We start from the raw sequence: 23,998 nt of genomic DNA, 5'->3' as shown, positions 1-23,998 counted from the left end.
GGGATCGGATACAACATGATCGTTGTCATTCGCAACGTGAAACTTTCTGCACGCCAAAATATTTCAGCGTGCGCGGGGGTCTGGAGGATTGAGAAGATCATGCGTCGGACTATTGCCAAAATCGGTCGAAGCGCTCTCATCGCGGCATTGCCGCTGGCAGTCGCGGTAACCTTCGCGGGCGCGGGAACAGCTTCGGCCGAAGCCCCCGTTGTCGCACCACGCTCGGCGCCCGTCGTAGAGATGGCCGCGCAGGTTCCCGTCGCGGCTCAGCAGGTGGTTCCGGCCGCCGTCGTCACGCGGCCTGCCACTCCGGATGTCGCGCCGCCGGCCACCGCGGAGGACGCACAGCCGGTGGCGGCCACCTCCCCACGGGACATCACCACCAATCCCAATGCGGCCAACCACGATCCGCTGGCCAACGGCGCGGCAGCGGGTGCGATCGGCGGAGCCATCTTCGGCGCCGTCGTCTGCGCCGTCACCATCATCGGCATACCCCTCATCCCCCTCTGCGCCCTCGGCCCCGCCTTCCAAGGCGCCCTGGTCGGCTTGATAGTCGGCGCGATCGCCCCAGACCTCATCCCCCAAGTCCTCCCCTGACCCCGGAATAGGCCGAACGAGCCTTCCGCGGCAAGGCAAAAGCCCCTCACCTGAGCAAACAGATGAGGGGCTTTTTGGCGGTGGCGGAGGGATTTGAACCCTCGGAGGGGGGTTACCCCTCACACGCTTTCGAGGCGTGCTCCTTAGGCCGCTCGGACACGCCACCGCCGACAACCATACCGGACCGGGGGCTGATCGCTAAATCGGCTGGTTGGGGCGGAATGCGGGGGTGAGCTCGGGGCATTGCCGGGGCGCGTGTGGGTGTGATCGATGTCAAGCGGGTCAGCGTTGGGTGCGGAAGAAGGTGTCCAGGAGGGTGGCGCATTCGGCTTCCAGGACGCCGCCGCGCACCTCGGGGCGGTGGTTCAGGCGGCGGTCCCGGACGACGTCCCAAAGTGAGCCCACCGCACCGGTTTTCGGTTCCCAGGCGCCGAAAACCAGGCGGCCGACCCGGGCCAGCACCAGCGCGCCCGCGCACATGGTGCACGGCTCGAGGGTTACCGCGAGGGTGCAGTCTTCCAGCCGCCAACCATCGCCGTGCACGGCGGCGGCGCGGCGCAGCGCGAGCACCTCCGCGTGCGCGGTCGGATCACCGAGCGCCTCACGCGCATTGGCGGCGCGGGCGAGTTCTCTTCCGGCGGAATCGAATACGACCGCGCCGACCGGGACGTCCCGGCCATCGGCGGCGCCCGCCGCGGCGATCGCGGCGCGCACCATCTCGGCGTCGGACAGCTTCACCTCAGCGCGGGAGCTTGTCCAGCACCGCGGATAGTTCGTTGGCGAAGCCGAGCCGCTGGGCGATCATGCCGAGCTGCTCGTCCGGGTACAGGTCGGTCTCGGCGAGGATGACGCTGAGCACCGGCTCGGGCAGGCCGAGATCGGCGAGCACCCCGAGATCGCCCTCCTCCCACGGTTCGATCTCGTCGAGCTCGTCCGGGTCGATATCCGGGATCTCGACGTTCAGCGCCTCGAGCACGTCTGCGGCGATGTCGTAGTCGATCGCGGCGGTCGCGTCCGAGACCAGCATGCGGGTCCCCGCGGGTGCGGGCCGCAGCACGATGAAGAATTCGTCGTCGACGTCCAACAATCCGAATACCGCGCCGGAGCTGCGCAAAGCCTTGAGTTCAGTTTCCGCGACGGAAAGATCGCCGAGCGCGGCCTGGCTGAGCGGACTGCACCGCCATTGCCCCTCCTCGCGGACAACCGCCACTGCGAACCCTTCCACGTCGTCGTAATCGTCCGACGCCGCCCTGTTCGTGCCCGAGCGCTGTGCTGCCATGGCCGCAACGGTAGTCTGCTCGAGCTCAAATGTTGAAGTCGTATGCGAATCTGGTCCGGTGACTTCTGAGACCAGGACTCCGGTGTGTGTGCTCGGCGCGGGTTTGATCGGCGGATCGCTGCTGCGTGCGGCCGTCGCGGCCGGATATGAGGTGTGGGGTTACAACCGTTCCGCCGCAGGTGCGCTTGCCGCGCGCGCGGACGGCTTCGACGTCATCGACGATCTACCCGCCGTACTGAAAAGGGCCGCCGACACCGATGCGCTGATCGTCGTCGCGGTGCCGATGCCCGCGGTGGACCATCTGCTCGCCGATATCGCCGCGTTCGCGCCGCACTGCGCGCTGACCGATGTGGTCAGCGTCAAGGCGCCGGTCGCGGAACTGGTTCGCAGGCACGGACTCGCCGGCCGCTACGTCGGCGGGCACCCGATGGCGGGCACCTCCGAATCAGGGTGGTCCGCAACGGATTCCACACTTTTCCGGGGCGCCGTCTGGGCGGTGGGAGTCGATCGGGGCACCCATCCCGACCCGTGGACCCGGGTGGTGCGGCTGGCACTGGACTGCGGTTCCGCGGTGGTCCCGGTGGTGGCGGCCGATCATGACCGCGCCGTCGCCAGGATCTCCCATCTACCGCATGTGCTGGCCGAGGCGCTCGCGGTGGTCGGGGCCGCGGGCGGCGAGCTGTCGCTCGGGTTGGCGGCCGGTTCGTTCCGCGACGGCACCCGGGTCGCCGCGACCGCACCGGATCTGGTGCGCGCGATCTGCGAACCGAACGCGACGGCGCTGCTGGAGGTGCTCGACGAAACCCTCACCGTGCTCGGTACGGCACGGGACAGCCTGCGCGCGAACGGCACCCTCGGGCAGCTGATCGACGCCGGACACGACGGTCGCGCCGACTATGAAACGGTGCGACGCTGGGAGATCACCGATATCGAGGCCGGCGACCACGACTGGCTCGAAAGGCTGCACGACGCCGGCCTGCGCGGCGGGATCATCACCCGGCTGCCGTGAGATCAGATGCGTTCGGCGAGACCCGGGTAGTCGAGCAGGAAACCGTCGGAGTCGACGGTGACCGTGGCATTGGACACCGGGGACAGCACGCTGATCCCCTCGGCGGCGCTGCTGTAGGTGAGGCTGGCTTCCTGCACGAGGAGATCCGGCAGCCGCACGTAGACGACCGGAACGACCACATCCTCGACCGCCTTGTGCAGGCTCAGGCGGCGGATCGGCAGAGTATTGAAGAACGGGCTGAGCACCACGTCGACATCGAGCGCGCCAGCGAAGGTGGAGCGCACATGGGTGCCGCCCGCGTCGACCAGCCAGTAGTTCTCCTCATCCCTGGCGATCGAGGCGTGCCGCTCCCCGGCACCGGCGGTAGTGCTGCGCAGGGATAGGCGTTTGGTCGCGCCGGCCTCGTCGGTGACCAGGTCGTAGGAGGCGCTGAAGGCCGGGTGGTCGGCGGTTTCACCACCGATCATCCGGCCCGCCGCGCGGATTCGGTTGCCGTTGAGCGTCACACGCACCGATTCCATCCGCGTCGCGTCATGCGCACGCCACGTCAGAATCGCCGGCCACCGGGACGGCGCCGGTGCCTGTTCCTCGGGGCTTCGGTCTGCGTTGGTCACCTATCTACCGTAAGCGACGAAACGCCCCACGCCGCAGCGCACCAGCGCCGCCGCCGTCCGTATTCGGCTCCGACATGCGCGAAGCGCCGCGATGTCACCTCGCTCACTACTGCGCCTCGCTGGCGCTCGGCTCCGTAGCGCGCGATGCTGCTGTGCCTATGGTTCGCTCGCTGCGCTCGCTCACTACACCTCACTACACCAGCGACTCCCGCCATGCCGCGTGCAAGCGGGCGAAACGGCCCGTGCCGCCGATCAGCTCGGCCGGGGCGCCGTCCTCGACGATCCGCCCGCCCTCCAGCACCAGCACCCGGTCGGCGATGGCGACGGTGGACAGGCGGTGCGCGATGATCATCGCGGTGCGGTCGCGCAGCACCGTCTCCAGTGCGCGCTGCACCAGCCGCTCACTCGGAATATCGAGGCTGGAGGTGGCCTCGTCCAGGACGATCACCGCCGGGTCGGCCAGGAACACCCTGGCGAAGGCGACCAGCTGCCGCTGTCCGGCGGACAGCCGTCCGCCGCGTTTGCGCACGTCGGTGTCGAAGCCCTGCGGCAGCGCGGTGACGAAGTCGTACAGCCCGACCGCACGGGCGGCGGCGTGCACCTCCTCGTCGGTGGCGTCGGGCCTGCCGAGCCGGATGTTGTCGGCGACCGAACCGGAGAACAGATACGACTCCTGGGTCACCATGACCACATTGCGCCGCAGGTCGACATCGGACATCCGGCGCAGATCGACGCCGTCGAGGGTGACGGTGCCGCCGGACGGGTCGTAGAACCGGGTGAGCAGCTTGGCCAGCGTCGACTTGCCCGCACCGGTCGCGCCGACCAGCGCGATCACCTGCCCGGCCGGGACATCCAGGGTGAACTCCGGCAGCACCACTCGCGAACGGCCCTGTCCCGCAACGCTATCGGGCGCATCGGTGGGCCGCGAGTCGGGCGCGTAACCGAACCACACCTTGTCCAGCCGGACCGCACCCGTCGCCTTCGGCAATGCGACGGGTTCGCGCGGTTCCGGCACCGACGGCTCCTCCTCCAGCACGCCGGAGATCTTCTCCAGCGCCGCCGCGGCGGACTGATACGAGTTGAACACCTGCGCGAGCTGATCCAGCGGACCGTAGAACTCGTTGAGGTACAACAGGTATGCCGCGAGCACACCGACCGCGAGATGCCCCTCGATCACCTGCCAGGCGCCGACCACCAGGATGACGACCGTCGACAGGTTGCCGAGCAGCCGGGTGAGCCCGGCATAGTCGCCCATACCGCGCATGGCGGCCGTTGTCGCCTGCCGATATTCCGCGTCCTCGACGGCCAGCACCGACTCGTTGCGGTGCTCACGCCGGAACGCCTGCACCGCGCGGATGCCACTCATCGATTCCACGAACTGCACAATGACTTTCGCGATCGCGCCGCGGGTGCGCCGGTACCCGGCGCGCTGCCTGCGCTGCGCCCATCTCGTCACCAGCACCAGCGGCACGAATCCGGCGAGCACGATCGCGGCCAGGGTGTGATCGAGATAGATCAGCAGCGCCGCGATGGTGATCACCGAGAGGATCGCGCTCAACGCCTCGTTCAGCGCGCCTTCCAGCAGATCCTGCAGCGTCTCGATATCGCCGGTCAGCCGGGCGACGGTCTTGCCGGAGGTGTACTTCTCGTGGAAAGCGACGCTGAGCCGCTGCATATGGGTGAACAAGCGCACGCGCAGATCGAAAAGCACACTCTGGCTGAGCTTTCCGGACACCCGCAGGAACAGGAAGGTGGTCAGCACGCCGAGCCCGACCACGCCGAGATAGCCCGCGACGGTCAGCGTCAGCGGCGTCCAATCACCCTGTCTGCCATGGGCTATGCCCGCGTCGAGGCCGTGTGCCACGAACAGCGGCGCCGAGACCATCGCCGCGTTGTCGACGATGATCAGCAGCAGCGCCAAGAAGGCGAGCCCACGGTAGGGGCGCACCAGGTCGAGCAGCAGACGGCGGGATCGCCCGGCCAGCACCAGATTTCCGGTGTCGGTGACCTCCATGTCCTCGCTGGCGATACCACGCCAGTCGGCCACCTCGTCAGGCGAATTCTCAGGTGGCGCAATATCTTTGGTGACGGTTTCGGTACTCACTTCGCACCTCCCATCAGTTCTCGGTAGTGGCCGCTGGTGCGCAGCAGTTGGTCGTGGGTGCCCTCGGCGACGATCCGGCCCTCGGCGAGCACCGCGACCCGGTCGGCCAGCGCCGCGGTCGAAGGCCGGTGCGCGACAAGCAGAGTGGTCGCGCCCGCCAGCACCGTGCGCAGCCGCTCCTGCACCTTTTCCTCGGTCACCACGTCGAGCGCGGAGAGCGGATCGTCGAGCACCATGATCCGGCCGTGCGCCGCATCGGCCGCCGACCTCCGATACAGCACCGCGCGGGCCAGCGCCAGCCGCTGCCGCTGCCCGCCGGACAGGCTCAAACCCTGCTCACCGATTCTGGTATCCAGCCCCCACGGCAGGTTTTCGACGAATTCGACGGCCTGGGCGACATCGAGGGCGCGCCGGATATCGGCGTCGGTGGCCTCCGGGTCGCCGAGCGCGACGTTCTCCCGCACGCTGGCCGAGAACAGCACCGGCTCCTCGAAGGCCACCGTCACCAGCGAGCGCAGATCGGTCAGCCGCATGGTGGCGATATCTATGCCGTCGATGGTGATGGCACCGCCGGTGACGTTGTAGAGCCGCGGAATCAGGTTGAGCAGCGCCGTCTTTCCGCTACCCGTCGCACCGACCAGAGCCACCGTCTCACCCGGGCGCACCTTCAGCGAAATATCGCGCAGCACTTCGTTTTCCGAATCGGGGAAGGCGAAATGCACGCCCTCCAACCGCAATTCGCCCGCGACCTGCTCCGGCAATTCGACCGGATCCGCCGGATCGGTGATATCGATCGGCGTATCGATGATCTCCCAGTACCGGTCCGCGGCCGTGCGCGCGTCGTTCAATTCGGCGAGCAGGAAGCCGGTCCAGATGATCGGCCACTGCAAGAAGGTGCCCAAGGTGATGCAGGCGACCAGGGTGCCGAGCGTCATCGTGCCGTGCACCACCGAATAGCCGCCGAAACCGAGCGCGAACGCGATCGTCAAGTGGGACAACCCGTTCAGCGACGACCACAGCACGGCATCGAGCCGCACCTTCAGCAGTTCGGTCCGCTGCAGTTCCCGCGACAGCGCGCTGAACCGGCTGCCGAAGAACAGTCCCCGGCCGAAGGCCTTGAGCACCCGGACGCCCTGCGCCGACTCCTCGGCGACCGTCGCCAGATCGCCCGCCTGATCCTGTGAGCGCCGCGACGCCACCGCATACCGGCGCTCGAAGCGAAGACACACATACGCCAACGGAATCGCGACGACGGAAAGGAAAAGGCCGATCTGCCAGCTCAGGATCCACAGCACGATCAACCCGATCGGGATGATGATCAGGTGGATCACCAGGAACGGCCCGGCGAACGAGACGAACCGGCGCAGGGTCGCCAGGTCGTCCACCGCACGCGAAAGCAACTGCCCCGATTCCCAGGCGTCGTGCCGCCCGATCGACAGCGCCTGCAACTTGCGGAAAAGCTTGGCGCGCATGGTGATTTCGAACTGCGACGCGGGCCTGGCGAACAGCCAGCGCCTGCCCCATACGCCGCCCGCCTCGGCAAGGCCGAGCGCGAACACCACCAGGATCGGCAGGATCGCGCTGGCGAAGTCGCGATGGGCGATGGGGCCGTCGATGATCCTCGCGATCACCACCGGGTTGACGATCGCGGTCAACGTCGCGATCACCGCCAGCAGGCTGGCGACGACCATGGCCGTCCGATACGGGCGCACATATGGCCCGAAGCGGCGCAGCGAATGGAAGCGGCCCGGCGCTTGCGACGCGGGCCGCTCGGGTCTGTGAGCCTCCGATTCGGACGACGGCAGCTCCAGTGCGACTGACAAGACTCCCCCTACACAATCTCGTGGATGGCGGCTTCAGGAAAACGGGACGCACGGTGATGCTCGCATCCGGGTCCGACAATCCAGCCTCGCATCGACGACGCCGACGGCCAACCGATTTTTCGCCGCCGCGGACAGTCGCACACGACGGGCGCGCCCGGACTCGAGTAACCTGTTGGCCCGTTGCGGTCGGTGTCGGATCGAGTGTCGGGGTCGCCATAGGAAGGACGTTCGTTGACGGGCGCGCGTATGGTCGGGCTGTTCGCCGGGATCGGCGGGCTGGAGCTCGGTCTGGCCAGGCACGGCTGGCACACCGAACTACTCTGTGAGATCGATCCTGGTGCGCAGGCGGTGCTCGCCGCGCACTTTCCCGATGTCCCGCTGCACGCCGACATCACTCGGCTGCGCGCACTCCCCTCCGAAACAGAACTGGTCGCGGCGGGCTTTCCGTGCCAGGACCTTTCGCAGGCCGGGCGCACCGCGGGCATCACCGGCAACCGATCCGGACTGGTCGACGAGGTGTTCCGGCTGGTGCGCCGCAAACGCGGGCCGCGCTGGCTGCTCATCGAAAACGTCCCGTTCATGCTGCAATTGGGCCGCGGCGCGGCCATGCGGCACATCACCTCCGCGCTCGACGAACTCGGTTACACCTGGGCCTACCGGGTGGTCGACGCGCGCGCGTTCGGTTTGCCGCAACGCCGTCAGCGGGTGCTGATGCTGGCCTCGCGCACCGAGGATCCGCGTGCGGTGCTGTTCGGCGAGGACGCGGGCCCACGCACCGTCGGCGATCAAGACCATGACCCGTGCGGGTTCTACTGGACCGAAGGCGTGCGCGGACTCGGCTGGGCGGTCAATGCCGTGCCGACCTTGAAGGGCGGTTCGGCGCTCGGGATCGCGAGTCCGCCCGCGGTGCGGCTGCCGTCCGGTGAGATCGTCACGCCGGGCATCGTCGACGGGGAACGCCTGCAGGGCTTCGATCCCGAATGGACCGCTCCCGCAACGGAAGTCCCCGGCATCCGGCAGGGCCACCGATGGAAGCTGGTCGGAAATGCGGTCAGCGTTCGAATGGCCTCCTGGGTCGGGGCCCGCCTCGCCGATCCGCTCGAACCCGAAACCGGCGGCGCACCGCTGGCGCCCGGCGAGCCGTGGCCGGTGGCGGCGTGGGGCCGGGACGGCAAGGCGTTCCGGGTTCCGGTATCCACCTGGCCGGTGCACGAACCCTACGAGGACCTGCGCGACTTCCTCACCGACTCGCGGCTGCTCTCCGCCCGCGCCACCGCGGGCTTCCTGCGCCGCACCGGCATGGGCAGCCTGCGCTTCCCGCCAGGATTCCTCACCGATGTGGAGAACCACCTGGACCGGATGGGCGGTTCGGCGGCATGAACGCCGCGCGCCCGCCGACCGATGCGGCTACCAGCGCGCGCATGTCCCGCCAACGCCGGGCGAACACCAAACCCGAACTCGCACTGCGCCGGGAACTGCACCGGCGCGGCCTGCGCTACTTCGTCGATCGGGCGCCGCTTCCCGGCCAACGCCGCCGCGCCGACCTGGTTTTCCCGCGCCGCCGCGTCGCCGTCTACGTGGACGGCTGCTTCTGGCATCGCTGCCCGCAGCACGCGACCGACCCGAAGAACAACGCGCAGTGGTGGGCCGCCAAGCTCGCGGGCAATGTCGAGCGGGACCGCGCGACGGATGCGGCGCTGCTGGCCGCCGGTTGGCGGGTGGTCAGGATCTGGGAACACGAGGATGCGCGCACCGCCGCCGACCGGGTGCAGGCCGCCCTGTCCTAGCGGTTGCGCACCCGGACCAGCGTGCGCGGCGAATGCGTCGCCAGGTGGCCGGACACCGCCATCGCGGCCATCACCGCGACCCCGGCAAGGGCCGTCACGAATCCGATCATGGGGACCTCCTTGGTTTTTCGCTGCGATTCCACGGTGCGGTCCCAACCTGACAGCAGCCTGTGCGGCGCTTGTCAATCTCCATTCACTCCGCCGAGCAGTGATCGACATCACGTCACTTCTGCGACACTGACTGGCCGCTGGTCATCGGTTCAGTGGTAGGCAGGAGAATGGGGCGCGTGAGTGTTAGCCCGATGGTCGCCGAAAAGCGCAGGTTAGTGGCGTCCTGGTTGATCGCCGGGGCGATCGCGATCGCGGGCATCTGCTATTCGGCATGGGTGCTGGAGTTCGTCCTACACATCAACGTCGACCCGGTCAACTCGTTCCTGAGCGAATTGGACGCCGACGGCAAGCCCTACCGCCAGATCTTCGCGACCGCGGACAAAATCGTTGGGATAACCCTCATCCCGGCCGCGTTGGGCGCGCTGATCATCTTCCCGCGCACCCGTTTCACCACCGTCGGATGGATCTCCCTGCTGATCTTCGGCGCGGCCACCATCGCCGACGTGCTGCTCCCGCTACGCCAATGCCCGACCAGAGACGATCCCGGCTGCGGCGGCGCGGGCAGCGAGAGCGAATGGTTCCCGCAACTCCATCAGCCGCACGCGATGACGAGCACCATCGCGGTGACCTCGATCGCCGTCGCCACCTTCGCGTTCAGCCTGGCCGCCTTCCGGTACCACCGCTGGCGGATCCTGCGTGAGGCCGGACTCGCGGTGCTGGTGGTCGGGTCCGCGGCCACGGTGTGGATGCTCGTCGCCGACAACCTCCCCGGCAGCTACGCGCTCGGTATCGCCCAACGCATCCAGGTCGGCTCGATGTCGCTGTGGTTGGTGACGCTGGCCGCCGCCGTGATCCTGGAGGGCCGGGAATGGCGCGACCCGATACCCGTGGTCCGCCGCAAACGGCAAAAGGCAACCGCCACCGCGTTTCCGGGCGCCGTCGCGGCCGCATGCGATGCTGACGATATGAGCGAACGCGTGAATATCACCTCGGATTCGGAGTTCGAGGACATCGTCGGCTACTCCCGCGCGGTGAAACTGGGGAATCTGGTCGCGGTGAGCGGCACCACCGCCTCACTGCCCGGCGGCACCGCGTTCGGCGGCGACGATATCGCCGAACAAACGCGGGAAACGTTGCGGCGCATCGCCTCCGCGCTGGAGAGCGCGGGCGCCAGCCTGAAAGATGTGGTGCGCACCCGCATCTTCGTCACCGACATCTCCCGCTGGCCCGAGGTCGCCAAGGCGCACGCCGAGGTGTTCGGCGAGATCCGTCCCGCCGCATCCATGTACGAGATCAAGGCGCTCATCACGCCCGCGCTGCTGGTGGAGATCGAGGCCGACGCCGTGCTCGGCGTCTGAGCTTTCCCGCGCTCGAAGGATCGACGGTTGGGGCGCCCGCTCGGTAGGGTCGGCTGCGTGACCAGCGCCACGCCCGCCCAGCCGCCTCTCCTCGACACCGTCACGGCCGCGACCGACCGTCTCCTCGCCACCGTGCGCAAACTCACCACCGAGGATGTGGCCGCCCCGTCGCTGCTACCCGGCTGGACCCGCGGACACGTGCTCACCCACCTCGCCCGCAACGCCGACTCACTGGTCAACCTGCTGCTCTGGGCCCGCACCGGCATCGAAACCCCGCAATACGCAAGCCTTTTCCTGCGCGACGCCGATATCGAGAACGGCGCCCCCCGCCCCATCGCCGAGCAATTGGCCGATAACGAGGCAGCCGCCGCCCGCTGGCTGGCCCTCGCCAAAGCCTTCACCCCCGAGAACTGGCAGGCCACCGTCCGCACCCGCGCGGGCCGCGAAATCCCCGCCACCGAGATCTGCTGGATGCGCCTGCGCGAGGTCGAAATCCACCACGTCGACCTGTCCGTCGACTACCAACCAGCCGACTGGCCAACAGATTTCGTCACCCGCCTACTCCCCGAAGTAGCCGCCACCCTAACCCCCAAATCCGAATCCCCCACCTTCACCATCCAAGCCACCGACCTCCCCATCACCGCCACCATAGGCACCGCCACCCCCACCACCACCATCACCGGCCCCGCCACCGCCCTCCTAGCCTGGCTCCTAGGCCGCTCCACCGGCGCAACCCTCACCGGCGACCTCCCACCCCTCCCCACCTGGCTCTAGCCCCCCAGCGCCGCAATCAGCCCCCATTACGACACCCACCACTCACCACCCTCGAATCCACCTGCCCACCAACCACACCCACAGTGACCCGATCACTCCCACCAACCGTCCCCCACCCCAGTCGACGCCCTCGCCCCGCCTCACCACCCCCCCAGCGAACCGGCGATCCAACGAAACCCCTTGCACCCCAACACCACCCCTACTGGCCCGTGTGCGCCACCACACACAACCCACTGAGCCACGAAAAATCATGCCGGATTGACGGGCCTGACACGCCTTGCCCACGCCGGTATCCCAGTGGGGCTGTGTGGGATTCGGCATCGCTGCACGACGAGCACCGGTTACGCGCTGAGGACATAGTGCAGGCCTAGGTCATGATCAACAGCGAGCGGGTCGTGAACAACAGCCGCCAAAATGGCAGCGCCAGTTAGCCGGCCGTGGCCTCTTCATACAGCCGCAACATCACGTTCTTACCGTCATTGGGAAACGAAGGCCCACAACTGCGGTGCAATCCACGAAATCAGTTGGCACACAGCCACAATGAGCAAGAGAACATCCACAAAACCCCGCAACATCCCCACCAATCGCAACCACCACAACCCGGGGGCAAGGGGCGAAGCCCCAAGAGGGGGTCCGGGGGGCGAAGCCCCGCCGGGCGGGGTGTGGGGGTTGCACCCCCACAAAACATGACGAAACGAGACAAGGCTCACGCTCTGTGTGAGCATGAGCCTCGCATCGAGTGAAGTGCGCCCGAAGGGATTCGAACCCCTAACCTTCTGATCCGTAGTCAGATGCTCTATCCGTTGAGCTACGGGCGCATGGCATTCTTCAGTTGTCACTCGGTTTCCCGGGTGTGGCGGAGGCGAGAGGATTTGAACCTCCGGTCCCCGTGAAGGGACAACTCATTAGCAGTGAGTCCCATTCGGCCGCTCTGGCACGCCTCCTGGAGCCTTCTCTTCGAGGGCACCGGTCCTTTCGAACCGCCGAGCAGCAAGGTTACAGGAGCCACCGTCCAGATAACAAAACGCCTGGTTATCAGCGTAGGTTGCTGTCGAACCAGTCGAAGATCCTGGTGTGTGAGTCGCCGAGGTCGATGCTTTCGGGGGCGCGGTGGCGGAGTCCGGGGTAGGTGATGACGAGGCTGGCGACGTCGGCGCGGGCGGTGGCGTCGCGGAGTTGGTCGATCTGGGTCGCCGGGGTGGCGGGGTCGTCGGTGCCGAAGAGCCCCAGCCACGGGGCCTGCAGGTTGGGCGCGGCGTGGACGAGCGCGTCGGCTTGTTCGGTGAGTGGTTCGACGATGCCTGGTGCGGCGACGCTTACGGCCGCACCGATGGGCCGGTTGGTCGCGACGAGGAAGGCCGCGGTGCCGGCGCTGTCGAAGCCGAGGACGCCGACGCAGTCGGGGAGGATGTCGCGGGCGGTGAGCCAGTCGAAGCAGGCGTCGAAGTCGTCGAAGAGTTCGTCGCCGAAGACGCCGTTGTCGGGTTGTTCGCTGCGGTGGAACAGGTTGGGCGCGACCACTGTCCAGCCTTCGTCGGCGAGTGCGCTCATGAGGTCGAGCAATGTTGTGGAGAACTCTCGGGATTCGTGCAGCACCACGATGCCGCCGCGCGTGTGTCCCTCCGGTTCGACAACCGTGATGGGCACTCGGGTGTTGGCGGATTGCCGCCGCTGGTGCTCCGCTGATTCCGTATCCGGTCTGGATGCCGTGTCGCCGCCGCCACGTAGTGGGGCAATATCGTCATAAGTGCCCGACATGGAACCAGGGTAGGTTCATCGGCCGATCTTGGCGAGAAATTCCAGTTGAGGGGCATTCCCGTTGATATTTTCCAGTTACCTGCCCGCGAGATCGCCGCTGTTCGAGTGCTGGGGAGCCGCAAATTTAGCACGGTCATCCCATGGTTTCGCGGGGTCGGCTTAGGGTGGTGTTGTGACAGCGCACATCCGGCCGGATCTCGAGGCGATCCCGGCGTACGTCCCTGGCCGTAACCATCCCGGTGCGGTGAAGCTTGCCAGCAACGAAACCACGTTCGGCCCGCTACCCGCGGCCGCGAAGGCCATCGCCGAGGCGGCCGAGGCGGCGAATCGGTATCCGGACAATCAAGCCAGTGAGTTGCGTGCGGCGCTCGCGCGGTTTCTCGATGTCGCGGTGGCGAATATCGCGGTCGGCTGCGGCAGCGTCGCGCTGTGCCAGGAGCTGGTGCAGATCACCTGCGCCGCACCCTCCGATGAGGTGGTGTTCGCCTGGCGCTCGTTCGAGGCGTATCCGATCGTCACCCAGGTCGGCAACGCGACGGCGGTGAAGGTGCCGCTGACGGCGGATCTGTCGCACGATTTGGACGCGATGGCGGCGGCGGTCACCGAGCGCACGAAGTTGATCTACGTCTGTAATCCCAACAATCCCACGGGAACCGCGCTCGGCCGGGCCGAGTTGGAGCGTTTCCTCGACGCGGTGCCGCGGCGGGTGCTCGTGGTGCTGGACGAGGCGTATTACGAGTATCTGCGGCTGACTCCCGAAACTCGGCCCGACGGTGTGGAATTGGGCCGCACCCGGCCGAATGTCGTTGTTTTGCGCACGTTTTCCAAGGCGTACGGTCTGGCGGGCCTGCGGGCCGGTTACGCGGTGGGCGCTCCCGAGGTGATCACCGCGCTGATGAAGGTGCACATCCCGTTCAGCGTGAACCGGGTCGCGCAGGCCGCGGCCATCGCCTCGCTGGAGGCGCGGCACGAATTGCTGGACCGCACAGACACTCTCATCGTCGAGCGCGAACGCGTCCGCGACGCGCTGCTCGCCGCCGGTTACCGGGTGCCGCCGAGCGAGACGAATTTCGTATGGCTGCCGCTCGGTTCGCGCAGCGCCGAGTACGGCGAGGCAAGCGCGGACGAGGGCGTGCTGCTGCGGCCCTACGGCGCCGACGGCGTGCGGGTCACCATCGGCGACCCGCACGAGAACGACCGCTTCCTCCGGTTCGCCACCGATCCCGCTGTGCTGGAACGGTTTGCCGGATAGCCCCGCCAGTCACCCCATCGAATCGCCGCGCGATCAGCGAGTGCCGATCGCGGGCGCGATGGTCGGCCACGACTTGACCAGTTCATCGGCCCAGTAGGGCCAGGAGTGGGTTCCGGTGAGGCGGAAGTCCGCCGTCACCGGAATGCCGATGCTGACCAGCCGCTGCACCAGCCTGGCCGTACACATATTGGTCGCGGCCTCCAGCGGTCCGCCGAAACCGATGGTGTTGGCGATATCCGGACTGTCCGGGGTGTCGTATTGGCCCGGGATACCGCTGCCGACGGAAAGGTAGATTGTCTTGCCGCGCAACGCATCCGCGTGCAGGTTGGTGTCGTGAGCCAGCCACTGCGGATCGTCCTGCGGCCCGAACATGTTGTCCGCCTTGCCGTTATAGCTGGCGATCACCGCACGCGCCTGCGCCTGTCCGAGATCGGTTCCGGTGGAGAAACATCCGCTGTGCGCGGCGACGGCCTGGTAGAGCGTCGGCTGCCGGAAGGCGAGCATCATCGCGGCCTCGGCGCCCATCGAAACGCCCATCACCGCGTTGCGCCCGTTGCCGTCGAACTTCGCGTCGAGCAGCGGCGGCAATTCCTTGGTGAGGAACGTTTCCCACATATTGGTGCCGAGTACCGGGTCGGGCTTCTGCCAATCGGTGTAGAAGCTGGCCGGGCCGCCGACGGTGAACACCACGTTCACATCTTTGTCGTCGTAGAACTGGACAGCGCGGCCCATCTCGATCCAGTTGTTCGATTCGGGCGGCGTGCTGCGCCCGTCGAGCATGTACACCGTCGGACGCGACTGAGTTTGATTGCGCGGCAACAGAACCTGCACCTGGACCGTGCGCTGCATGGCCGGCGACCGGACGAAGACGCGCAGCAGCCGATCGGTGATCGGCTCGACGCTTTCGATCGCGGCGGTTCGCGGCCGCGGCGTGACGGTGGGCTCCGCTTTGCCGGGCCCGTCCGAGGATCCGGTGTTCGCGGGCGGTTCGGCCAGTACCGGGGGAGCGCCGAACGCCGACGCGCCGCTGAAGAGCGCGACGCTCACGACAGCACTGGCAACCCAGCGACGCACTCCGCGTCGAGACAGCATGACAGCCATCCTGCCAGAAAGTTACAAATCGCCACCGAACCCCTTACCGGGCTCGGTCAGTTCGAGGCGAGGTCGCGCTGCCAGCGCTGTTCCACCTTCGCGAACCGCCATACCGCCGCCGCCACCGCCCAGGTGAGGCCGAACAGACCGACAATTATGTAACCAAGCTCACCGAGATCCAGGTTCCCGATCCAGGCCACCACCCCGGATTCCACCCCTAATTTGTCGGCGAAAATGGACACGATCTCCTGTCCGCCGATCAGCAGCGCCACCGCCACCGAGAGTCCGGTGATCACCAGGTTGTAGTAGATCTTGCGCACCGGTTTGGCGAAAGCCCAGTCGTAGGCGTAGCTCATGAACGAACCATCGAGCGTGTCGAACAGTGCCATACCTGCCGAAAACAGCACGGGCAGAACGAGAATCGAATACCACGGCAGTCCGGTCGCGGCCGCTCCGCCCGCGATGACCAGCAGGCCGACCTCGGTGACGGTGTCGAAGCCGAGCCCGAACAGCACACCGACCGGATACATGTGCACCGGTTTCCGCACCAACCGGACCACCGGACCAAGCACCCGGTTCAGCAGGCCGCGGCTGTTGAGCTCACGCTCGAGCCGCGCCTCGTCGAAATCGCCCTGCCGCAGGCGCCGGAACACCCGCCAGATCCCGATCAGCGAGGCCAGATTCAGCAGGCCGATCAGGATGAGGAACGTTCCGGAGATGCTGGTTCCCCACAGGCCGGTCCAGCGGTGCAGATCCGAATCGTCGTTCGCCAGATTCGTCGCCAACTCACGCACCCCGAGGGCCAGCAGGCCGACCAGCACGAAAACCACGCTCGAATGTCCGAGGGCGAACCAGAAGCCGACCGATTGCACCTTGCGGCTTCCGTTCTCCGCCACCAACTTTCGCGTGGTGTTATCGATGGCGGCGATATGGTCGGCGTCGAACGCGTGCCGCATGCCGAGCGTATAGGCGGTGACGCCGAGCCCGACACCGAATACGGCGCCCTGCACCATGTACTGCCCCGGCACCACCAGCAGCAGCAATACACCCCAACCGATGATGTGCAGGGCGACGATCGTGATCGCCATACCGATAAGTCCGCGCACGAGACGACACCTCACTGGTGGGACGAAATTGAACTGATCAACCGTACAACGGTCCCGGTTTGCTGAGCTCCCCCCTTCGGGCTGCCAGCTAAATGAACCCAATCCGGGCACACAACCAGCACACTCGACGTAGTCTGTTCGCCGGGCCGTTTTCAGAGTTGAACGGGGCGGCAATGATTGCCTTGGCAAGCGGTAAGCATCGAGGTCACATGATAAGACGCGACCCGGCTCCGGAAAAGGCCACGCGCGCAATCAAACCCGCGAACCGGTCGGTCCAGCCCACTCTCGCAACGTGGAGGCAATCGCGGCTCGGCGCCCGTGCGCCACCTGCCCGGCGCGAGTTCTCTGCTCGACGAATGTCTGTTTCACCGCAGTACCTCCAAGTCCGACCGGAGAAAATCGTGAACCCAGTGTTGCCCGTCGAAAACTGCCCAGACACAATGCCTTTCAGCCTCGACCTGAAGCGGCGACTGCGCGAATGCGACGAATTCTTCCGACTACCCGAACTCGCTCACCTGGACTCGCAGCGTCGCCGCAGCGCACTGGAGCAGCTCGAACAGACCGGCACCTATTCGCAGACCGCGGAGGAAATCCTGATCGGCGCCAAACTGGCGTGGCGCAATCACGCCCGCTGTGTCGGCCGAAAGCATTGGCGTTCACTGAAGTTGCTCGACGCGCGCCGGGTACGGAGCGCACGGGAACTGGCCGAGGTGTGCTGGCAGCATCTGCACATGGCGACGAACAACGGTGCCGTCCAATCCCTCATCACCGTCGGACCGCCCCGGCAGCCCGACGGACGCGAATTCCGCATTGTCAGCCCGCAACTCATCCGGTACGCCGGATACCGCAACGGCGACGGAACGGTCACCGGCGACGCGGCGCATGTCGCGCTCACCGAATTCGCGATGAAGCTCGGCTGGCGCGGCGCCGGAACACCGTTCGACATCCTGCCCCTACTCATCAGCACACCCGATGAACCGATCAGATGGTTCGACATCCCACCCGACCTGGTTTTGGAGGTGGAGCTGGAGCATCCGGACTTCGACTGGTTCACCGGGCTCGGGCTGCGCTGGCATGCGGTGCCCGCGGTCGCCAACATGAACCTCGAAATCGGCGGCGTCACATACCCGTTCGCACCATTCAACGGGTGGTACATGGGTGCCGAGATCGGTGCGCGGAACCTCAGCGACACCAACCGGTACAACATGCTGCCGCTGATCGGGGAAATGATGGGCCTGGACACCTCGGCGGAACGCACACTGTGGCGGGACCGCGCACTGGTCGAGCTGAACAGGGCCGTGCTGTTCAGCTATCGAAAGGCCGGCGTGCACATCGTCGACCACCACACGGTGGCCAAGCAGTTCTGTGATCACGTGAACCGCGAAAAGGCCGCCGGGCGAACCTGTCCCACCGATTGGAGTTGGATCAACCCGCCGATCTCATCCGGGCTGACTCCTACCTTTCACCAGTATTACGACCCACCGGATCACGACATCCGACCGAATTTCGTCCGCCGTGATTTCCGCAACGATGCTGTGTGATAGGAAGCTGAATGTTTGCGCGAGCCGCCCTGGTTCGGGTCTGGCAGGGTGGTCAGCGGCTGACTCTGAGCACAATCCGGGTTCGCGTCCTGCGTTTGTCGCTCTGAGTCAGACAACAACTACTATTCCCCCGGCCGATGGCGCATTCATAGTTATCTTTGTGCGCGTAGGTGATTGGTTCCCGCACCCCGCTCGTCGACCGGACACCCGGTACGTTGTGTGCACGGTATCGACACGGGGTGCGAGGAGCGATAAGCCGGGACCTGGTGACGTTGTGGGTCTCGACGGCGACGAAAGCCTACAGAGACGACGAAAGCCCCCCAACAGTTGTTGGGGGGCTTTCGTGAATGTATGTTCCGGCGGTGTCCTACTCTCCCACACCCTGTCGAGTGCAGTACCATCGGCGCTGGCAGGCTTAGCTTCCGGGTTCGGAATGGGACCGGGCGTTTCCCTACCGCTATGACCGCCGTAACTCTATGAAACTATCCACACCACACACCCCAACCCTTCGGGTTGAACGTGTGGGGTTCGTGTGTTGTTTCAGATACCGCACAGTGGACGCGTAGCTTCTTTGTTGGTAAGTCCTCGGCCTATTAGTACCAGTCACCTCCACCCATTACTGGGCTTCCAGTTCCGGCCTATCAACCCCATGGTCTGTAGGGGGCCTTAACCCATCAAGTGGGAGAGAAACCTCATCTTGGAACAGGCTTCCCGCTTAGATGCTTTCAGCGGTTATCCCTTCCGAACGTAGCTAACCAGCGGTGCCCTTGGCAGGACAACTGGCACACCAGAGGTTCGTCCGTCCCGGTCCTCTCGTACTAGGGACAGCCTTCCTCAAGTTTCTGACGCGCGCGGCGGATAGAGACCGAACTGTCTCACGACGTTCTAAACCCAGCTCGCGTGCCGCTTTAATGGGCGAACAGCCCAACCCTTGGGACCTACTCCAGCCCCAGGATGCGACGAGCCGACATCGAGGTGCCAAACCATCCCGTCGATATGGACTCTTGGGGAAGATCAGCCTGTTATCCCCGGGGTACCTTTTATCCGTTGAGCGACACCGCTTCCACATGCCGGTGCCGGATCACTAGTCCCGACTTTCGTCCCTGCTCGACCTGTCAGTCTCACAGTCAAGCTCCCTTGTGCACTTGCACTCGACACCTGATTGCCAACCAGGCTGAGGGAACCTTTGGGCGCCTCCGTTACATTTTAGGAGGCAACCGCCCCAGTTAAACTACCCACCAGGCACTGTCCCTGAACCAGATCATGGCCCGAGGTTAGAAGTCCAATACGACCAGAGTGGTATTTCAACGACGACTCCACGAACACTGGCGTGCCCGCTTCACAGTCTCCCACCTATCCTACACAAACCGTACCGAACACCAATACCAAGCTATAGTGAAGGTCCCGGGGTCTTTTCGTCCTGCCGCGCGTAACGAGCATCTTTACTCGTAATGCAATTTCGCCGAGTCTGTGGTTGAGACAGCAGAGAAGTCGTTACGCCATTCGTGCAGGTCGGAACTTACCCGACAAGGAATTTCGCTACCTTAGGATGGTTATAGTTACCACCGCCGTTTACCGGGGCTTAAATTCTCAGCTTCGCACATTGCTGCGCTAACCGGTCCTCTTAACCTTCCGGCACCGGGCAGGCGTCAGTCCGTATACATCGTCTTACGACTTCGCACGGACCTGTGTTTTTAGTAAACAGTCGCTTCTCTCTGGTCTCTGCGACCCAACCCAGCTCCGGAAGCAAGTTCCATCACCAGATCAGGTCCCCCTTCTCCCGAAGTTACGGGGGCATTTTGCCGAGTTCCTTAACCACAGTTCTCTCGATCGCCTCGGTATTCTCTACCTGACCACCTGTGTCGGTTTGGGGTACGGGCCGTGTACCAACTCACTAGAGGCTTTTCTCGGCAGCATAGGATCACTGAATTCGCCTCAATCGGCTACGCATCACCTCTCAGGCACATGAGATACGGATTTGCCTATATCTCGCCCTACAGGCTTACACCAGGTATTCCATCACCTGGCCCAGCTACCTTCCTGCGTCACCCCATCGCTTGACTACTACGGCCTGGGTCGTATGCAGCCCCCTCCTGTCTCCCGAAGGAGATCATTCAGGTTTTGGATACTTAGCAAAACCGGCTCGCCATTGGGCGCGGATACACGGGTACGGGAATATCAACCCGTTGTCCATCGACTACGCCTGTCGGCCTCGCCTTAGGTCCCGACTCACCCTGGGCGGATTAACCTGGCCCAGGAACCCTTGGTCATTCGGCGGACGAGTTTCTCACTCGTCTTTCGCTACTCATGCCTGCATTCTCACTCGCGCAGCCTCCACGACTAGGTCACCCCGCCGCTTCCCTGGCTACACGACGCTCCCCTACCCATCCGCACTCCTGGCTCGAAAGCAGAATAATGTGCGAATGCCGCGGCTTCGGCGGTGTACTTGAGCCCCGCTACATTGTCGGCGCAGGATCACTTGACCAGTGAGCTATTACGCACTCTTTCAAGGGTGGCTGCTTCTAAGCCAACCTCCTGGTTGTCTTCGCGACCCCACATCCTTTTCCACTTAGTACACGCTTAGGGGCCTTAGCCGGCGATCTGGGCTGTTTCCCTCTCGACTACGAAGCTTATCCCCCGCAGTCTCACTGCCACGCTCTCACACACCGGCATTCGGAGTTTGGCTGACTTCGGTAAGCTTGTGGGCCCCCTAGGCCATCCAGTAGCTCTACCTCCAGTGTGAAACACGCAACGCTGCACCTAAATGCATTTCGGGGAGAACCAGCTATCACGGAGTTTGATTGGCCTTTCACCCCTACCCACAGCTCATCCCCTCAGTTTTCAACCTAAGTGGGTTCGGGCCTCCACGACGTCTTACCGTCGCTTCACCCTGGCCATGGGTAGATCACTCCGCTTCGGGTCCATAGTGTGCGACTGCGGCGCCCTATTCGGACTCGCTTTCGCTACGGCTCCCCCACACGGGTTAACCTCGCCACACACCGATGACTCGCAGGCTCATTCTTCAAAAGGCACGCCATCACCCCACCACAAAGTGGAAGGCTCTGACGGATTGTAGGCGCACGGTTTCAGGTACTATTTCACTCCCCTCCCGGGGTACTTTTCACCTTTCCCTCACGGTACTAGTCCGCTATCGGTCACCAGGTAGTATTCAGGCTTATCGGGTGGTCCCGACAGATTCACAGCAGATTTCACGGGCCCGCTGCTACTCGGGAACACATCACAGTAGAGCACGCGTTTTCGCTTACCGGACTCTCACCGTCTACGGTTGGCCGTCCCAGACCAATTCAGCTAACACGAACTTTTCTGACTACTGCTCACCACGGCAGTGATAAGAAGATGAGTCCCACGACCCCGCATGGACAACGCCTGCCGGCTATCACATCCACACGGTTTAGCCTCTTCCGCTTTCGCTCGCCACTACTCACGGAATCACTATTGTTTTCTCTTCCTGTGGGTACTGAGATGTTTCACTTCCCCACGTTCCCTCCACACACCCTATATATTCAGATGCGGGTGACACGACATCACTCGTGCCGGGTTTCCCCATTCGGAAATCCTCGGATCTCAGCTCGGTTGACAGCTCCCCGAGGCTTATCGCAGCCTCCTACGTCCTTCATCGGCTCCTGGTGCCAAGGCATCCACCGAACGCCCTTAAACACTTACAAACAAAGATGCTCGCGTCCACTGTGCAGTTCTCAAACAACACACCCACTCAAACCTGAATCCCCGACCAACCGACCAAAACCGGCGGTATCAAGGAGACCCGAGCGGATCGTTATCTCTTGCCTGGAAAGAACGCCTGTTCTTTCAGGACCCAACAGTGTGTCGATATATCCCCTCGGCCGGTCACACAGGACCAGCACCGATGAGGAGAATCAGTCAGCGTTCCACCCATGAGCTCCGCAGTCCTACATTCGAGGACATGAACGGCTCTGCCAGAACAACATTCACCTGTGTGACATCGTCTGGAAGATGCTCCTTAGAAAGGAGGTGATCCAGCCGCACCTTCCGGTACGGCTACCTTGTTACGACTTCGTCCCAATCGCCGATCCCACCTTCGACAGCTCCCTCCCACAAGGGGTTAGGCCACTGGCTTCGGGTGTTACCGACTTTCATGACGTGACGGGCGGTGTGTACAAGGCCCGGGAACGTATTCACCGCAGCGTTGCTGATCTGCGATTACTAGCGACTCCAACTTCACGGGGTCGAGTTGCAGACCCCGATCCGAACTGAGACCGGCTTTAAGGGATTCGCTCCACCTCACGGTATCGCAGCCCTCTGTACCGGCCATTGTAGCATGTGTGAAGCCCTGGACATAAGGGGCATGATGACTTGACGTCGTCCCCACCTTCCTCCGAGTTGACCCCGGCAGTCTCCTGCGAGTCCCCACCATTACGTGCTGGCAACACAGGACAAGGGTTGCGCTCGTTGCGGGACTTAACCCAACATCTCACGACACGAGCTGACGACAGCCATGCACCACCTGTACACCAACCACAAGGGGGGCGACATCTCTGCCGCTTTCTGGTGTATGTCAAACCCAGGTAAGGTTCTTCGCGTTGCATCGAATTAATCCACATGCTCCGCCGCTTGTGCGGGCCCCCGTCAATTCCTTTGAGTTTTAGCCTTGCGGCCGTACTCCCCAGGCGGGGCGCTTAATGCGTTAGCTACGGCACGGATCCCGTGGAAGGAAACCCACACCTAGCGCCCACCGTTTACGGCGTGGACTACCAGGGTATCTAATCCTGTTCGCTACCCACGCTTTCGCTTCTCAGCGTCAGTTACTGCCCAGAGACCCGCCTTCGCCACCGGTGTTCCTCCTGATATCTGCGCATTTCACCGCTACACCAGGAATTCCAGTCTCCCCTGCAGTACTCAAGCCTGCCCGTATCGACCGCAAGCGCACAGTTGAGCTGTGAGTTTTCACGATCGACGCGACAAGCCGCCTACAAGCTCTTTACGCCCAGTAATTCCGGACAACGCTCGCACCCTACGTATTACCGCGGCTGCTGGCACGTAGTTGGCCGGTGCTTCTTCTACAGGTACCGTCACTTCCGCTTCGTCCCTGTCGAAAGAGGTTTACAACCCGAAGGCCGTCATCCCTCACGCGGCGTCGCTGCATCAGGCTTCCGCCCATTGTGCAATATTCCCCACTGCTGCCTCCCGTAGGAGTCTGGGCCGTGTCTCAGTCCCAGTGTGGCCGGTCGCCCTCTCAGGCCGGCTACCCGTCGTCGCCTTGGTAGGCCATTACCCCACCAACAAGCTGATAGGCCGCGGGCCCATCCTGTACCGATAAATCTTTCCACCCCAAACCATGCAGTCCGAGGTCATATCCGGTATTAGACCCAGTTTCCCAGGCTTATCCCGAAGTACAGGGCAGATCACCCACGTGTTACTCACCCGTTCGCCGCTCGTGTACCCCGAAGGGCCTTACCGCTCGACTTGCATGTGTTAAGCACGCCGCCAGCGTTCGTCCTGAGCCAGGATCAAACTCTCCGTTGAAGACTCACAATCACACCCCCACAGGAGTGCAATCAAAAGTATCTCGAACCAGAGTCCGAAAACCTAACTTAAACGCCAGCCGGAAATTAGCTGACAAAAAATGTCCATCCCTCACACGGGGGTATGAGGAACAGAACCAAAAATATTTGGCACTGACATTCATCGACACACTATTGAGTTCTCAAAGAACACACGCACACACCATCGCCCGAGACTTACTCGATTGATCGGTGAAGCAAGGTCCTTCAGCGAGACCCAACCATACACCCA

The 23,998-nt window shown here is 64.3% G+C and carries 16 protein-coding genes, 3 tRNA genes, 3 rRNA genes and 1 pseudogene; 9 read left to right on the top strand and 14 right to left on the bottom strand.

Going from position 1 to position 23,998, the window contains the following annotated elements; all coding sequences use genetic code 11:
• Window positions 1-99 precede the first annotated feature (99 nt).
• Window positions 100-597, top strand: coding sequence for a hypothetical protein (locus tag F5544_RS01230; protein WP_167471455.1), 498 nt, complete (start codon window positions 100-102; stop codon window positions 595-597).
• 75 nt (window positions 598-672) lie between these two features.
• Here the strand turns inward: F5544_RS01230 and F5544_RS01225 are convergent.
• The 3 genes from F5544_RS01225 to F5544_RS01215 form a co-directional block, all read right to left on the bottom strand.
• Window positions 673-763, bottom strand: a tRNA-Ser gene (locus F5544_RS01225).
• Between the two features lie 116 nt (window positions 764-879).
• Complete coding sequence (locus tag F5544_RS01220; protein WP_174867548.1) at window positions 880-1,314, bottom strand: nucleoside deaminase; 435 nt, start codon at window positions 1,312-1,314, stop codon at window positions 880-882.
• A gap of 22 nt (window positions 1,315-1,336) precedes the next feature.
• Window positions 1,337-1,876 (bottom strand): tRNA adenosine deaminase-associated protein, encoded by a 540-nt coding sequence (locus F5544_RS01215; RefSeq protein WP_167471454.1) that lies wholly within the window; start codon window positions 1,874-1,876, stop codon window positions 1,337-1,339.
• A gap of 58 nt (window positions 1,877-1,934) precedes the next feature.
• Between F5544_RS01215 and F5544_RS01210 the strand changes: the two genes are divergently transcribed.
• The gene (locus F5544_RS01210) at window positions 1,935-2,885 is read left to right on the top strand and encodes a prephenate dehydrogenase (protein WP_238847035.1); all 951 of its coding nucleotides are present in this window, start codon (window positions 1,935-1,937) and stop codon (window positions 2,883-2,885) included.
• A 2-nt stretch (window positions 2,886-2,887) separates the two neighbouring features.
• Here F5544_RS01210 and F5544_RS01205 read toward each other — a convergent pair whose 3' ends face one another.
• From F5544_RS01205 to F5544_RS01195, 3 genes are all read right to left on the bottom strand, one after another.
• A complete protein-coding gene (locus F5544_RS01205) occupies window positions 2,888-3,499 on the bottom strand; it encodes a putative glycolipid-binding domain-containing protein (RefSeq protein ID WP_167471452.1) in 612 nt (203 codons plus the stop codon).
• Between the two features lie 193 nt (window positions 3,500-3,692).
• The gene (locus F5544_RS01200; protein WP_167478901.1) at window positions 3,693-5,513 is read right to left on the bottom strand and encodes an ABC transporter ATP-binding protein; all 1,821 of its coding nucleotides are present in this window, start codon (window positions 5,511-5,513) and stop codon (window positions 3,693-3,695) included.
• Window positions 5,514-5,599: 86 nt separating this feature from the next.
• On the bottom strand, window positions 5,600-7,426 hold the full coding sequence (locus tag F5544_RS01195) for an ABC transporter ATP-binding protein (protein WP_428847109.1): 1,827 nt from the start codon (window positions 7,424-7,426) through the stop codon (window positions 5,600-5,602).
• Between the two features lie 246 nt (window positions 7,427-7,672).
• On the opposite strand from F5544_RS01195, the gene F5544_RS01190 reads away from it, so the two are divergent.
• The 5 genes and pseudogenes from F5544_RS01190 (at window position 7,673) to F5544_RS01170 (ending at window position 11,456) form a co-directional block, all read left to right on the top strand.
• Window positions 7,673-8,806 carry a DNA cytosine methyltransferase gene (locus F5544_RS01190; RefSeq protein WP_174867546.1) on the top strand — a complete coding sequence of 378 codons (1,134 nt, stop codon included), beginning with the start codon at window positions 7,673-7,675 and terminating at the stop codon, window positions 8,804-8,806.
• Window positions 8,803-9,213 carry a very short patch repair endonuclease gene (locus tag F5544_RS01185; protein ID WP_167471450.1) on the top strand — a complete coding sequence of 137 codons (411 nt, stop codon included), beginning with the start codon at window positions 8,803-8,805 and terminating at the stop codon, window positions 9,211-9,213. Before F5544_RS01190 ends, F5544_RS01185 begins: the two co-directional genes overlap by 4 nt.
• Before the next feature lie 278 nt (window positions 9,214-9,491).
• Window positions 9,492-10,157, top strand: a pseudogene (locus F5544_RS01180) (DUF998 domain-containing protein); the annotation flags it as partial.
• A gap of 132 nt (window positions 10,158-10,289) precedes the next feature.
• On the top strand, window positions 10,290-10,682 hold the full coding sequence (locus tag F5544_RS01175) for a RidA family protein (RefSeq protein WP_167478900.1): 393 nt from the start codon (window positions 10,290-10,292) through the stop codon (window positions 10,680-10,682).
• A gap of 57 nt (window positions 10,683-10,739) precedes the next feature.
• Window positions 10,740-11,456, top strand: coding sequence for a maleylpyruvate isomerase family mycothiol-dependent enzyme (locus F5544_RS01170; RefSeq protein ID WP_167471449.1), 717 nt, complete (start codon window positions 10,740-10,742; stop codon window positions 11,454-11,456).
• A 745-nt stretch (window positions 11,457-12,201) separates the two neighbouring features.
• On the opposite strand, the gene F5544_RS01165 is transcribed toward F5544_RS01170, so the two are convergent.
• The 3 genes from F5544_RS01165 to F5544_RS01155 form a co-directional block, all read right to left on the bottom strand.
• Window positions 12,202-12,274, bottom strand: a tRNA-Arg gene (locus F5544_RS01165).
• Between the two features lie 36 nt (window positions 12,275-12,310).
• Window positions 12,311-12,400, bottom strand: a tRNA-Ser gene (locus F5544_RS01160).
• A 91-nt stretch (window positions 12,401-12,491) separates the two neighbouring features.
• Complete coding sequence (locus tag F5544_RS01155) at window positions 12,492-13,214, bottom strand: dienelactone hydrolase family protein (protein WP_167471448.1); 723 nt, start codon at window positions 13,212-13,214, stop codon at window positions 12,492-12,494.
• Between the two features lie 172 nt (window positions 13,215-13,386).
• Here F5544_RS01155 and hisC point away from each other — a divergent pair, with 172 nt between their 5' ends.
• The gene (gene hisC, locus F5544_RS01150) at window positions 13,387-14,466 is read left to right on the top strand and encodes a histidinol-phosphate transaminase (RefSeq protein WP_167471447.1); all 1,080 of its coding nucleotides are present in this window, start codon (window positions 13,387-13,389) and stop codon (window positions 14,464-14,466) included.
• Window positions 14,467-14,499: 33 nt separating this feature from the next.
• Here the strand turns inward: hisC and F5544_RS01145 are convergent, their stop codons facing one another.
• Both F5544_RS01145 and F5544_RS01140 read right to left on the bottom strand, forming a co-directional pair.
• Window positions 14,500-15,513, bottom strand: coding sequence for an alpha/beta hydrolase (locus tag F5544_RS01145; protein WP_238847034.1), 1,014 nt, complete (start codon window positions 15,511-15,513; stop codon window positions 14,500-14,502).
• A gap of 101 nt (window positions 15,514-15,614) precedes the next feature.
• Window positions 15,615-16,646 carry a HoxN/HupN/NixA family nickel/cobalt transporter gene (locus tag F5544_RS01140; protein ID WP_167478899.1) on the bottom strand — a complete coding sequence of 344 codons (1,032 nt, stop codon included), beginning with the start codon at window positions 16,644-16,646 and terminating at the stop codon, window positions 15,615-15,617.
• 458 nt (window positions 16,647-17,104) lie between these two features.
• On the opposite strand from F5544_RS01140, the gene F5544_RS01135 reads away from it, so the two are divergent.
• Complete coding sequence (locus F5544_RS01135; RefSeq protein ID WP_167471445.1) at window positions 17,105-18,205, top strand: nitric oxide synthase oxygenase; 1,101 nt, start codon at window positions 17,105-17,107, stop codon at window positions 18,203-18,205.
• A gap of 354 nt (window positions 18,206-18,559) precedes the next feature.
• Here F5544_RS01135 and rrf read toward each other — a convergent pair.
• The 3 genes from rrf to F5544_RS01120 all read right to left on the bottom strand — a co-directional run bounded on the left by rrf (window position 18,560) and on the right by F5544_RS01120 (window position 23,728).
• A 5S ribosomal RNA gene (rrf, locus tag F5544_RS01130) occupies window positions 18,560-18,676 on the bottom strand.
• A 102-nt stretch (window positions 18,677-18,778) separates the two neighbouring features.
• Window positions 18,779-21,891, bottom strand: a 23S ribosomal RNA gene (locus F5544_RS01125).
• Window positions 21,892-22,209: 318 nt separating this feature from the next.
• Window positions 22,210-23,728, bottom strand: a 16S ribosomal RNA gene (locus F5544_RS01120).
• Together the 16S, 23S and 5S rRNA genes form the textbook arrangement of a ribosomal RNA operon.
• Between the last annotated feature and the right edge of the window lie 270 nt (window positions 23,729-23,998).

It is taken from the genome of Nocardia arthritidis (genome assembly GCF_011801145.1).
Classification (GTDB): domain Bacteria; phylum Actinomycetota; class Actinomycetes; order Mycobacteriales; family Mycobacteriaceae; genus Nocardia; species Nocardia arthritidis_A.
This window is presented reverse-complemented; position numbering and strand designations above follow the sequence as displayed.